The sequence below is a fragment of the Paenibacillus sp. FSL R5-0887 genome, from assembly GCF_038002305.1.
In the GTDB taxonomy this organism is placed as follows: Bacteria; Bacillota; Bacilli; order Paenibacillales; family Paenibacillaceae; genus Paenibacillus_AQ; species Paenibacillus_AQ odorifer.
In genome coordinates, this window is the sequence record NZ_JBBOCE010000001.1 from 3,054,899 (window position 1) to 3,068,246 (window position 13,348).

Annotated in this window: 7 protein-coding genes; 1 reads left to right on the forward strand and 6 read right to left on the reverse strand. The window is 46.6% G+C overall.

Annotated features, from left to right (window positions below; all coding sequences use genetic code 11):
- Positions 1–15 precede the first annotated feature (15 nt).
- The 4 genes from MKY14_RS13655 to uxuA form a co-directional block, all read right to left on the reverse strand.
- Complete coding sequence (locus tag MKY14_RS13655; RefSeq protein WP_340976644.1) at positions 16–5,097, reverse strand: pectinesterase family protein; 5,082 nt, start codon at positions 5,095–5,097, stop codon at positions 16–18.
- A 150-nt stretch (positions 5,098–5,247) separates the two neighbouring features.
- On the reverse strand, positions 5,248–6,627 hold the full coding sequence (locus MKY14_RS13660) for an ABC transporter substrate-binding protein (RefSeq protein WP_076128897.1): 1,380 nt from the start codon (positions 6,625–6,627) through the stop codon (positions 5,248–5,250).
- A 221-nt stretch (positions 6,628–6,848) separates the two neighbouring features.
- Positions 6,849–8,459 carry a mannitol dehydrogenase family protein gene (locus MKY14_RS13665; protein WP_340920087.1) on the reverse strand — a complete coding sequence of 537 codons (1,611 nt, stop codon included), beginning with the start codon at positions 8,457–8,459 and terminating at the stop codon, positions 6,849–6,851.
- Complete coding sequence (uxuA, locus tag MKY14_RS13670) at positions 8,460–9,536, reverse strand: mannonate dehydratase (protein WP_076191830.1); 1,077 nt, start codon at positions 9,534–9,536, stop codon at positions 8,460–8,462. It abuts the gene before it with no gap.
- A 219-nt stretch (positions 9,537–9,755) separates the two neighbouring features.
- Between uxuA and MKY14_RS13675 the strand changes: the two genes are divergently transcribed.
- Positions 9,756–10,409: a GntR family transcriptional regulator gene (locus tag MKY14_RS13675; RefSeq protein WP_076128891.1), complete on the forward strand. Its 654-nt coding sequence runs from the start codon at positions 9,756–9,758 to the stop codon at positions 10,407–10,409.
- A gap of 158 nt (positions 10,410–10,567) precedes the next feature.
- Here the strand turns inward: MKY14_RS13675 and MKY14_RS13680 are convergent, their stop codons facing one another.
- Both MKY14_RS13680 and MKY14_RS13685 read right to left on the reverse strand, forming a co-directional pair.
- Positions 10,568–12,028 carry a glycoside hydrolase family 1 protein gene (locus tag MKY14_RS13680; protein WP_076187398.1) on the reverse strand — a complete coding sequence of 487 codons (1,461 nt, stop codon included), beginning with the start codon at positions 12,026–12,028 and terminating at the stop codon, positions 10,568–10,570.
- Positions 12,029–12,046: 18 nt separating this feature from the next.
- Complete coding sequence (locus MKY14_RS13685) at positions 12,047–13,345, reverse strand: PTS sugar transporter subunit IIC (protein WP_340976645.1); 1,299 nt, start codon at positions 13,343–13,345, stop codon at positions 12,047–12,049.
- Between the last annotated feature and the right edge of the window lie 3 nt (positions 13,346–13,348).

Consider the following 13,348-nt stretch of genomic DNA (forward strand, 5'->3'; position numbering starts at 1 on the left):
CCAGATTTAGCAAACTTAATTTGAAGTGATTTTACGGGCCATTCCAGCCAGATCGACGATGTCGATCTGCTGGTCTTTATTCAGATCATACCTACTTACCTCACTCCAACCGTTATCACTTGAAGTGATGCCATATTTGGAGCTCAGAAGAAGAAGATCATCCATGCCGGCCTCGAGATTCATCGCTGTAGCGAGCTTTTGAAGTGCAGTAGACAAATCTTGAGCCGCTAGATTCACTTCCTCTTGTGTAGCATCGCTGTCGTTTAAGACAACGGTTGCGTTCGCAATGGCATCCTTAAAGATAGCAATAGCTGACTGCGAATATTGCCCCCAAAGTGTACCCATCGATGCCGACGCCAAAGTGCTGGCGGCTTCGTGAAGGATAGACTGGAGTGCTGTTCTAATGACATCTCCCGAACCTGTATCAGTCACAGTAATGTTAACCTGATAAGCAGTGCCTTCCACAAAAGATTCATTACCTTCGCCATCGCTCATAATAATGCGGGTCGCTTCTAATGAAGCAAACGTCGCTTCCGTTACATCTTTTGCAGTGAAGTGAAGTTGAAGAATTCTCGGCAAATCGCCGCTCATGCCAACCCCTGGGGTTGTGCTTGCCATGAGAATCCTTGTTTGTCCCTCATTATCAAAGGAATCGATGACACGAATTCCATCCAGCAAGGATTCCGCTGCCAAGAACTGAATTTGCTCAGGATCGTAGTTCAGCGTCAAATCCAAGCCATATACATCACTTGTAACACGAGACATGCCATATACGACTTCAAAGGACTGCCCCTTCTCCACAGAGCCCGGTCCGATTAAAAAACTTCCCGATCGAACAGTAACTTTGGCTTCGGCCTTTAACTCCGTGCCATAGACAGCGCCCGTAACTGTAAATCGCCCTTCTACCGCATATAACTCAGGGTTGATAGCTTCCCAAACGACAGGCACTTGCTTCACTGTTTCATCTGCATAAACAGCGCCTACAACTGTTGGCAAAATAGGAGCCACACCTACTGGTGTCTCAACATGAACTGGCAGAAGCGATTCGATTGGATTGTCGGAAGCGAGCTGGGTAGGATCCCAATCCTCTTTCCCGTTGATCGCACTCGTTGCGCTGAAAATACTGTGCAATGTATACGCTTCGGCTTCCATGTCCGTTAATTGATGGGTCCAGTTCATTCTAGCCTGCGGATTTGCTCCCGGACCAAAGCTTTGATATTCACCGTAATATGCGGTTGCTTCGTTTTTTGAATTGCCGAAGTTGTTCCAGCCACTTGGAGCAATGTGATCTCCCATATAGCTGTTCAGATATACAGTCTTCGCATATGAACGCCATGGTCTTCCCAAATCAACAGCGGATATAGACGAAAGCAACGCTTCGCCGGTCACTTTGCTGTTCAGGAATACATAGCCATACTCCTGTCCCTCAGGAGTGGAAGCTGCCGTCACATGCCCAGCCAATCTGGAATGAATCTCGCTGTTATCAAAAACAGCAATACCCGGACCAAAGATAAAGTCTACCGAACCCGAGATGAAACAATCCTTGAAGTAGGAACGATAGGATTGAATGGTTGCATTATTGGCATAGTTGTTAGGATCCGCGTTATCGGTCAGATTGCGGGTTAACAGTGTATCCTGATAACCGATGATGTTGCAATTTTCGAAAAAAGCTTTATCCGCATATACGTCGACGGCAACGGATTGACCTGCTCCGGAGCCCGAGGAATTAATGACCGTTAGATCCTTGGCATAGAAATCATGGCCTTTAATCATGAGCGTATAATCCGTATAAGTGCCCAAACCTAACGAGGTATCATCCGGGGCCGTTTTTTTCGGATTATCATCGTAGGTGAGAATCGTTCCATCCTTGCTCTCACCCATTAAAGAGATGTAAGGCTTGGTATCTGGAATAAGAACTTTCTCATAATACAAGCCGTTTTTCACAAAAATAATGATGCGATTGCGGTTCTGGTCCGGGACTGCATCGACAGCAGCTTGGATACTTTTATAATCTCCGCTTCCATCTGCGGCAACGACGATAACCTTCGCGTCTGGAGCGATATCAGACAGAACATATACATGAGCAGTAACCGGTAGGTCCGACCCTTGTACCGTACCCATAACCTTGAACCCGTCAATATTTGTATCCGCATACAAGTCTGGAGAGATGGGTTCCCAGGACACTGGCAGAGATTTGGTCATTTGATCATTGAAGATTGCCGTTACGTGATCTGGCAAACTCGGTGCGATGCCCTTCGCAGTTGTCGCGATGACAGGCCGATAACCGGTCATGCCAGCCGAAACCACTTCCACTTGAATTTCAGCTCTTGCTGAATATCCCGTTACTGTACCCTGTAAAGTGAATGCTCCTATCTGCTGATATTCAGACGCCGGAACTAAATCCCAGATTACCGGAGCATAACTTACCGCTCCATCCTCTCTCAAAATCGGCATCTGATTCGGCAGATTAGGCTTCGTGCCTAATGCGGTCGTTACCTGTAAGGACTTATAGCCAACAACTGTTTCTTGTCCTGTTATGGTGATTGGCATCAATCCGATAATCGCTGTTCCGTCATTCATCGTCGCTGCGACGATGACTTTACCATTGCTATTAGCGGTCAGTACTCCATTATCGTCGATTGTAGCCACATCTGTAGGGGTCAGATCACTATTATAGACAGCCCATGTAACCTGCGAAGTTTCTCCCGTAGTTTTGGTGGCACTAAAGGTTAAACGCCCTCCTTTATCGGAGATTGAATTCGTCGAACCTGAGTGTGTTAGCTGGATTCCATAACCGCTGGTAGCTTCCTCAGAAGCACTAATGTACAGATTATCCAAGTAAACTTGAGATGCCACTGTCGTATTATTATTAGGCCCTATGGATTTGAAGGTGCTAATATCCGCCATCGCCAGGGTTGAATCATAGAATGGCTGTTTGCTTAACACCTTCGTTCCGTTGTAATAAACATCCACAAGCTTGTTTGGAAAATCTACCACAGTCTTGACTGTAAACCACTTATCAAGCGGGATCGCAGGAATGATGATAGGAGATGTTTTTCCGTTGATGACATAACTTAATGCTCCCGAATTCTCAGTGTTTAACCAGACGGCTACTTTACCATTCGATCCGAGCAGCTGAAATACCCGATTATTCGAGGTAGGTTTGTTCGCATAAGTACCGTTCGGCACACCGTTCGTTAAGTTGGGAGGGGCCGGGAACTTCAGATGCACTTCTGCCGATAAGGTTCCCGTCTGCGAACCAAAACCACGGGATACACTTACATAACCGCTATCCTGGTCATTAAGGAAAATACTGTTCGGATTCAAATCTCCGTCCGCCGCAATAGTGATCAGACCCGGGGCATAGCTCGAAGCACTCCAATATCCGCCCGGCGTATCCCCGGCTTTGTATTCAGTGAAATCCTCGTGAACCGGGAAGGCTTTATCAGTTACAACCACACCATCCTGAACGATATTCGCACTGTTCGTAGCGCTAATTCCTTTGGGCAAGCTGCTATTGGTGAAAAAGATATTCTCCGTGTAGGCTAATTGAGCTTTAGCAAAAGCACAATTAATGAACTGCAAATTCTTCAAAGCGTTATCAGCTGTTGAAGTGGAGGCTGCCCCTGTCAACGAAATAATGTTATCCGTTCCAGAGATATCGTTGTTCCGCAGGTTGGTAAACCGGAAATTACTCATGTCCGGTGGGTAAATATCAGGAACAGGAAGCTTGTCATAGTTGGAATTCAGATCAATCTTGTTGATAAGCGAATCCCTCACTTGAATGTTCCGAATGTAGCCGCCCCGGGATGTGCTTGTTTTGATCTTAAAGCCCGGTGCCACAGTGTTCGACTTGACGTCGAGGGGAATCAGATTGCAGTCTTCCACGTAGATGTCGCTTATTCCGCCAGACATCTCGCTTCCGATAACGACCCCGCCGTGTCCACCACTAAAGGTATCTCCGCGATAATAAATAAATCTGGAGGGTCTGCCGATATCCCGGCCTTCTTGATTGATCCCGGATTTAATTGCACTGCCGTCGTCCCCGGTTTGAAAGGTAGAATTCAAAATGTAAACGCTCTCGGAAGAATTCGGATTAAAGCCGTCTCCATTATGTTGCGTGGTGTTAATATCGAGGTTATAGGCGGTGATGTCTTTGCTGTATACAGGTACTACGGTCCACATCATTCCATTGCGGATTTTCAATCCATCGATATAGACATTGTGTGCGTTATTAAAAGATAGCAGATGTCCACCACCGTAGGTTGTTCCAACTTCAACCTTGTCGTTATCGTATTCCTCACGCAGCTTCAAGCCGCTCTCCTCGTCACCAATTGTTCCGGGTCCAAGGAATGTAATATCAGTTACACTATAATCATCGTACTTGTCATGATCCATAACTCCGGCGTTAAATAAACTTTGATAAGCCTCGGGTTCCTCAATACTGTGTCTGGCCGTTACGAACGGCAAGAAGTCAGCCTTGTGTGAACTAGGCATCACTTGAGCCCCTGCATCTACAAATACAGTCATATTGCTGTGCAGGAACAATCCGCCAGTCACATACTTCCCGGGTGGAAAGTATAAAGTGTCTCCTGGAGTAACCGCGTCAATCGCGGTTTGAATTGCCACGGTATCCAATGTGTTGCCATCTCCGGATGCTCCATAATCCTTAACATTAAACCTGATGCCCGTCTTTTTAGTTGTGATTTGGACCGTATTGCTATCTAAAGATTCGTTGCCAGATGTATCCTGGGCTCGTACCGTGTAGGTATATGTCCTCTCTGGAGTTAATCCTAAAAACTTATAGTAAGTTTTGTCCGTCGAACCAACCCGGGTTCCATCACTGTCATAAATATTGTACTTAGTAATGTTGGAATAAAATAGCGGTTTCTCCCATGCTAACACTACGGTTGTATCCGTATTAGAGGCAGGTGCCATTCGTAAATCCGTCGGGGAGTAAATATTAGCCGATAAGGAATCATTAATGTTCGCAGCGGCATAAGCCGTGTTGGTCTCTCCGGCAAAGGCGATTTCAGGTACGATCGGGATGAGCAATAAAGCGCATAATGCAATAAGGACACTCTTAATTCTTTTCATAACTTACCTCCTGTTCATTTGCAGGTGATGAAAACGCTGTCAATTAGTGGCATTAATCATTAGGGAGTTGTCATTCAAAAGACAGGCGGCCCAAGTATCGTCAAGAGCCCGCCTGCTGAGATTATTTATTGTTCGGGGATATTAACTGTTTTATTTCGAAGAGTCAAAACTTGCTTTTTCTTTTTCAAGCTGCTTTGCCCATTCATCCAATAGTTCTTTGGCACTCATCTTTTTGGCCATTACCTTCTGGATCATAGGCTCCATATTCGTCTGAACCTTGTTATAGCCCGGCAGATAAACGGGATTATCGGTAAACTTCGTGTCCGGTGAGCTCATCAGGTCTGCGCCCGTCTTCACGTAAGGCACGTTTACAATCCAATCAGCATCCAAAGCATCAAGATAAGTCGGAATTTCGCCATAGAGCTCTCCGTACTCACTATCATTGTGCGTTACGAAATACGTCATGAATTCCCATGCTGCTTCCTTATTCTCGGAGTTCTTTGTCATCATCATCACCGATGGTGTAACGCCGGGGTGAACGCGATAGCCTTTGGCACCCATAGGGAATGGAACAGCTGTAAACTTGGTTAAATCGTCATTGAATGCTTTACTGTGAGCGCTTGCGGAACCAAGGTTATGGAAAATCATACCTACCTTGCCGGACTGGAACGAAGCAGCCAATTCCGTCCAACCTTTGTTCAAGTCATCTTCAGGTGTATTGACATTATAACCGCTCAAGTATTTCTCCAGAAACTCTACATTCAGTGGATCGTTGATCGTGGCTTTGCCTTCTGGCGTGAAATAGTTCGTAATTCCCGAGTATGAATACATAAGATATTCCAGCGAGGTTGCACTTCCGGCTCCACCCCGTATAGAGTATCCGTAACGATCCTTGGACTTGTCAGTCAACTTCTGTGCGTTGTCAAAGAATTGATCCCATGTGTCCGGATTCGGTAGATTTGATTCCTTCAGCCAATCCGAACGAATCCATTCCATCCAAGGCAGAACGCCATAAGGCAATCCATATAACTTCTTGTCAACCGGATCCGCTGCTCTCATTGAGGTAACCGAACCCGTTGTGATCTTGTCCTTTCCTTCCCAGCTATCGAAATAAGAATCGATTGGCTCAAGCACATCGCGTGCAATAAAGTCGGACGTAAAGTTATTGATCAGGTCCGGCCCTTGTCCAGCAGCAATAGCGACATTCAGCTTTTGTATATAACCGTTCAAATCTCCAGGCACGCCCAAGTATTCGATTTTAATATTCGGATGCTCAGCCATGAACTCCTTCGTAACTTTTTGCCAGAATACATCACGGTCCGGTGTAGTAGCCGCAGCCCAGAACGTAAGCGTTGTCTTCTTGCCGGAATCTTTCGTTTCAGTACCACTGTCGCTAGTCGAGCTGCTTGGCTGGGGACTGGCATTCGACGAGTTGTTGTTATTGTTACTGCTTCCGCAACCACTTAACACGCCTCCAGCCAACATGACCGAAGCCATGACAAGTGCCCAGCTTTTTTTTCTTTTGAACATGGTGTTGAACCCCCTCAAAATTCGTCGCTCAGTTGACGAACACCGGTTATTCGTCATGTGTTTAGTTTAACTTTCGTCCTTCTCATTTTACATAAGATTCTTTTCACACTTTGTTTGGATTTTTTAAAATCATACAAAAAAAAGCCCCGATTGATTGCCTCGGGACTTTTTTCGCTTTATTTTCTTCTATATTAATTCAAATCTACTTAACTGCCTAGCTTTCACTTTAAATAGTGCTCTAATGTTCTCCGTACCGCTCCTGGGCCTGCCATCATTTCTTGGAACATAATCTCAATCTTATCACCTAGACCAATCTCGTACAACGGAACCCCAAAAAGTCGCTCATCTTCAAGAATGGGGCGCACACTAGCGGTTTGGTCTCCAAGTGAAACTCCTTGCAGGTAACCTTGCAGTGTTTCTAGTAACGGATCTGAACTCAATGTGAAGACCTCTCCAGCATCATTCACTCCAAGTAAGTAACGACACCACACAGCGATAGCCAGTGGAATCGCCGTTAGCTGCGCTGGATCGAGCTCCTCCCGTCGAATATAGGATTTAATAGTTTCACCAAACCGTATACCCACCTTCTGCGAAGTATCTGTAGCAATCCGCTGCGGAGTATCGGGGATAAATGGATTGGCAAAACGCTCCGTAAGGACTTCGTCCAGGAACTGCTTTGGACTGAGAATCCCCGGGTCCACTACGACGGGCAGACCTTCTTTGTAACCGATTATCTCCACAAACCTCCGCAAAGTATCGTCCTTCATCTCATCCGCGATCAAGGTGTAGCCAAGCAGACAACCGGAAACAGCAAGCGCCGTATGCAGCGGATTAAGGCAGGTCGTTACTTTCATCGTCTCCACCTTGTTGACTGTCTCCCGGTCCGTAAAAATAATTCCGGCTTCCTCTAGTGGTGGACGTCCGTTCGTAAAGTTATCCTCCACTACAAGATATTCGCTGATCTCAGCATTTACGAAAGGAGCGGTATATGTGTTTTTGGAGGTAATGATCACATCCATATCACCAATTCCCTGTTCCAGAAGCGCTGCCTGTACACTCTCCGAAGGACGTGGTGTGATTTTATCGATCATGGACAATGGAAAGGTTATTACTCGTTCATCTTCCAGATAGCGCACAAAGTCTTCTATAACAAGTCCTCTTTGGGCCCATTCCTTAGCGATGGACACAACACCGTTCTTCAGCTTGTCGCCATTGTGTGAGCAGTTGTCCATGCTGACAAAGGTCATCGGATATTGGCCTTTCAGATATCTTCGATAAGCAAGCGAAGCTACAATGCTCATGACATGAACAGGATGCTCCGGTCCGCTCTCAATATCCTTTTCCACAATGCCAAAATATTTATCGTACGGATCCGTCAACGAGTAACCCTTCTCCGTGATGGTGAAGCTGGCCATTTGCAGGCTGGGATTCTCGAACACCTCGATCAATCGACGGTACTCCGCTTCTCGGTTTTTGTCCGCTGCGATTCCCTCCACAATACTACTGACTACTCTTTTCTGGAAATCACCACGAGCATTCATCAGCACTAAAAGGGTCAGATTGTCGTAGGGCTTGTAGACTTTATCAATCATTTCGAAATCAAAGGTTTCCACCGCAATAATACCTGTATCCGACTTTCTGCTATCCAGCAGCTTCTGATGAGCATTTGCCACGAATCCCCTGAAAATATTACCTGCACCGAAATGAATCCATTCCGGTTTAAGCTGTGTATTGTTTGCTACCTGCTCATAGTCGAACTGTGGAAGCTCCACACCAGCAGCTTTCCAAGCTGCTTTTTCCCCTTGGATACTGCTTCTGGTCAGATGCAGCATTTATTTTGCCTCCTTGACATTATCCAAGCTATCCCAAACACCAAGCAAATACATGATGCCCATAGCTCTATCATACAAGCCATAACCCGGTCGGCAGTTCTTCTCTTCCCCCCACAGATGCCGCCCGTGATCCGGACGTACATAACCAATGTATCCGTTCTCATGATAGGCTTTGACCACCTCGGCCACATCAACGCTTCCGTCACGCCCACGGTGCGACACCTCAATGAAATCACCGTTCTCAAATACCTTCACATTGCGGATATGGGCAAAATGAATACGATCATGGAACTCGCGGATCATCGCTGGCAGATCGTTATCCGGATTCGTGCCGAGTGACCCTGTGCAGAACGTCAAACCGTTGTACGGGCTGTCCACCAAATCCAGAAAGCGGCGGATCATATCCCGATTGCGGATAATACGCGGCAGTCCAAAGATCGGCCAAGCCGGATCATCGGGATGGATAGCCATCTTGATGTCCACTTCCTCGCATACTGGAATAATGCGTTCCAGGAAATACTGGAGGTTGTCGAACAGTTTATCTTCCGTCACATCCGCATAAGCCGCAAACAGCTCATCCAGCTTTTCCAGCCGCTCCGGCTCCCAGCCCGGCATCGTGAACTTTCCAGCTCCCTTCAGAATCCGGTCCACCATCTCACGCGGATTATCGGTAATGGCAGCCTTTTCATAAAAGAGAGCATTCGAGCCATCAGGCAACTCTTTATACAGCTCTGTGCGGGTCCAATCGAAAACAGGCATAAAATTATAGCAGATCACCTTAACGCCAACCTTGGCGAGTTTACGAATGGTGTCGATATAAATATCGATATATTTATCACGGGTCGGCAAGCCGATTTTGATATCATCATGAACGTTGACGCTTTCTACTACAGCCGTGCTGAAACCCTTGCTGGTGATTTGATCCGCCACTTCTTGGATCCGTTCCATTTCCCACACTTCTCCGGCTACTTTCTCATGCAAAGACCAGACAATCCCCATAACACCCGGAATCTGCCGAATATGATCCAGCGTGATATTGTCATTGCCCTCGCCATACCATCTCCACGTCATGTTCATTGATAAACCCTCCTGTGAATTCGTTTTCAACTATCTTGTATACAAGATTTACTTGATCATAGAATAAGAACAATTCTTTGTCAATCACAATTTGATCAGGAATTTTATCCTGAAATCAAGGAATATCCACCCTATTTTCATCCCAATGATTTTAATGAACGAACTTATCATGTATACTAGTACTGTATCTGTCATTAACAATTGAAAGCAGGAACAGAAATGTCAATTAAAGCTGAAATTCTAAACACACTGAAGCAAGAAATCCTCACGCTGGCGTTAAAGCCAGGCACCATTCTGAGTGAAACAGCCTTGTCTGAGCGGTTTCAGATTTCACGTACGCCGTTGCGTGATGTTCTCAAACAGCTTGCACTGGAATCTTATACCGATATCTATCCGAAAAAAGGTAATATTGTCTCCTTTATTGATCTTGAATCTGTTGAACAAATCACATACTTGCGTTGCACACTGGAAAAGGAGATCCTCAAGGATCTTTCTGCACAGCTTTTACTACCAGGAGTGCACGAGCTTAAAGAAATTCTTAAGAAACAGAAAGAGGTCATCGGGCAGGAGAATGCTGTAGATTCTTTCCTTAATTTAGATGACGAGTTTCACCGGGCCTTGTACAGGCTTGCTGGACGTGAGTATCTGTGGACTCTGATCCAGCAGTCGAATGTACATTATCTCAGGTACCGCAGACTGCACATGCTTAAGACCGACAAGCTGGAAGAAATCTGGAACGAACACCAATCCATTCTTGAGCTTATGGTGCAAAAAGAAACCGCCAAAATCGGCCCGCTAATCCACCACCATCTCCGGGAAGATATTCATTCACTGGATTTTCAGGAGAATTTCTCGGAATATTTAAAGAAATAGTCAGCTAAAAGGCAGCTTGCCCATAAGTTAAGTGCCTTCCCGGATAAAACTTCGTTATAAGAAGAAGCACACACGATCTCTATTCCCTATTAAAAAAACAAAAAAACCTTGATTTCTCAAGGTTTTCGTAAAAAACGAACAAGAACTATAACCCCGCACTAATAGCTTAAATCTGCACCGTTAGAGGTTATGACCTTTTTGTACCAGTAAAAGCTGTCCTTACGCAGACGCAGCAGCGTTCCATTGCCTGCATCATCCTGATCAACATAAATGAAGCCGTACCGCTTGCGCATCTCTGAGGTGGAAGCCGAGATCAGATCAATACAGCCCCAGCTGGTGTAGCCCATCAGCTCCACGCCATCGGCAATGGCTTCCGCCATCTGCTTAATATGCTGTGCCAGATACTCTATCCGGTATGGATCACGGATCGTGCCATCCAGTTCGAGCACATCTGCAGCACCCAGACCATTCTCTACTACGAACAAAGGAAGCTGGTAGCGGTCATGCATCTCCTTGAGCACAAACCGCAGCCCCTTTGGATCGATCTGCCAGCCCCAGTCGGAAGTTTTCAGGAAGGGATTCTTCAGCCCTGAGGACAGGTTACCTTCCGTGGTGACCGTGATACTCTCATCTACACTGACTACTGAGGACATGTAATAACTAAAGGAAAGAAAATCTACAAGATTATCCCGCAGCAAAGCTTCGTCCCCCGGCAACATGGTTATTGTCACTCCATGCTGCTCCAAATGCCGGCGGATATAAGAAGGATAATAGCCTCTAACCTGAACATCGGAGCAGAACATTGCCATTTGGTTCTCAGCTTGTGCTTTCAGTACATCACCGGGATGACAGGAATATGGGTAGAGCAGCTTGCGGGCCAGCATGCAGCCGATCTGGAACTGCGGATTGATCTCCCGGCCCCGCTTAATCGCAAGCGCACTGGCTACGAACTGGTGATGCAAAGCCTGAAAAGCAATCTGCTTCTCATTTGACTTGCCATCCAGAATAATCCCTGCGCCCAGAAACGGCGCTTTGAGCGTACAGTTGATTTCGTTGAAAGTCAGCCAATACTTCACCTTATCCCGGTAACGGGTGAACACAGTCTCCGCATAACGGACGAACAGTTCAACCAGTTCTCTGGATTCCCAGCCGTTGTATTTGGTGACTAGGTGCACCGGCATTTCATAATGGGAAATGGTGACCAGCGGCTCGATATTATATTTGCGCAACTCATCAAAAACATCGTCGTAGAAACGCAGTCCTGCCTCGTTAGGTACCTGCTCATCGCCATTCGGATAAATACGAGGCCAGGAGATGGACATACGGAATACCTTAAAACCCATCTCAGCGAACAAGGCGATATCTTCTTTGTAGCGGTGGTAGAAATCAATCCCTCTGCGTTTGGGGTAATTCCCCTGATTATCATCCTGTATGGCCTCTTCTAGCTGTGGACCGGACATAGACAATAGCTGTTCCAGGCTCTGCCGTTCCTTAGGAGGACAATATTTGACTACATCAGCAGTGGACAAACCCTTGCCGCCCTCATTATACGCGCCTTCGACCTGATTGGCGGCTACCGCACCGCCCCACAGGAAGTTTTCCGGAAATGGATAAGTCATCGGTTGAGCCTCCTTTTATTAATGGGTGGCAGCGGTTGCTGCCGCTTTAGCTTCAGCCTGCTGCTCTTGCTCCAGCGCTTCGGCATCGGCTTTTTTGAAGAATGGATAGTAGATCATGAAGCTTGCGCCAATCATAACCAGCTGGAACGTACTTACGCGCCAGCCCCCGTTCATCCAGCCATTGACCAGCACCGGAATGCCCAGCGGCACCTGAATCCCATGCAGCACAGGAAGGATACCCAGCGTCGTCAGAAGAATCGCCAGACCACTACTCACCAGCGGAGTCAGGATAAACGGAATCATAAACCGAACATTCAGCACCAATGGCATCCCGAAAATCACCGGCTCATTGACACCGATCAGACTTGGGATAATTGCCAGTTTACCAAGTGTCTTATAACGTGTAGATTTGGCAAACAGCATCGCAATAATGAGACCTAACGTTGCCCCTGCACCACCGATCAGTACATAAACCGGGAAGAACGGTGAACCAATGATATGCGTACCTTCCACACCTCTTTGGTAAGCGTCCAGATTCTCAAGTCCCAAAGCCACCCAAATCGGGCCGACAACGGAATAGACTACCAAGGTGCCGTGAACTCCAAAGAACCACAGCAGGTGAATTACGAAGATGCAGATCAGCATCGCCCACCAGGTACCACCCAGACTAGTCAGTGGCAGCTGGATGATCGAGAAGACAAACTCGTGCATATTGCCATATTTCGTTGCGGCGAAAATCGCCGTCAGCACTAGCATCAGAACCGCTACGATAAAACCAGGCGTAAGCGCGGCAAAAGATTTCTCAACCGTGGGCGGAACACCCTTCGGCATTTTGATATAGAATTTCTTTTCCAATACAAAGGTATAGATCTTACCTACCAGCAGTGCCAGGATGATTGCCACGAACAATCCTTTGGCGCCCAACCAGGAGTAACCAAATGCTTTGGTCACACCGTCATCCAGCAGTCCTTTTGGTGTAACTAGCAAGAAACTCATCAGTGCCAAAATCCCTGCCGAAAAACCTTGCTGCTTATGTTGGGTAGCGAAATTGTAAGCGATGGAGAACACCGCGTAGAGTGCGATCAAATCAGTGGTTACGGTTGCCGGAATCGAAGTATAAGTTTTGAGTCCAGTGCTTTCCAGGAAATTCTGATAAGGATCAAGCTTGAGTGCATTAATCAGGGAAAAAATAGCGCCCAGAATCAAAATTGGCATCAAGGCCATCAGACCGTTGGAAATAGCGCTGATATAGGTGTTTTTTTGGATTTTCGTGCTGACTTTCTGGATCTTGGCTCTCCATTCTGCGCCGCCTGCCATGAC

Bases quoted from the DNA above. Each gene is read 5' to 3' on its own strand.
- MKY14_RS13655 (WP_340976644.1), bottom strand. From the start codon at position 5,097: ATGAAAAGAATTAAGAGTGTCCTTATTGCATTATGCGCTTTATTGCTC.
- MKY14_RS13660 (WP_076128897.1), bottom strand. From the start codon at position 6,627: ATGTTCAAAAGAAAAAAAAGCTGGGCACTTGTCATGGCTTCGGTCATG.
- MKY14_RS13665 (WP_340920087.1), bottom strand. From the start codon at position 8,459: ATGCTGCATCTGACCAGAAGCAGTATCCAAGGGGAAAAAGCAGCTTGG.
- uxuA (WP_076191830.1), bottom strand. From the start codon at position 9,536: ATGAACATGACGTGGAGATGGTATGGCGAGGGCAATGACAATATCACG.
- MKY14_RS13675 (WP_076128891.1), top strand. From the start codon at position 9,756: ATGTCAATTAAAGCTGAAATTCTAAACACACTGAAGCAAGAAATCCTC.
- MKY14_RS13680 (WP_076187398.1), bottom strand. From the start codon at position 12,028: ATGACTTATCCATTTCCGGAAAACTTCCTGTGGGGCGGTGCGGTAGCC.
- MKY14_RS13685 (WP_340976645.1), bottom strand. From the start codon at position 13,345: ATGGCAGGCGGCGCAGAATGGAGAGCCAAGATCCAGAAAGTCAGCACG.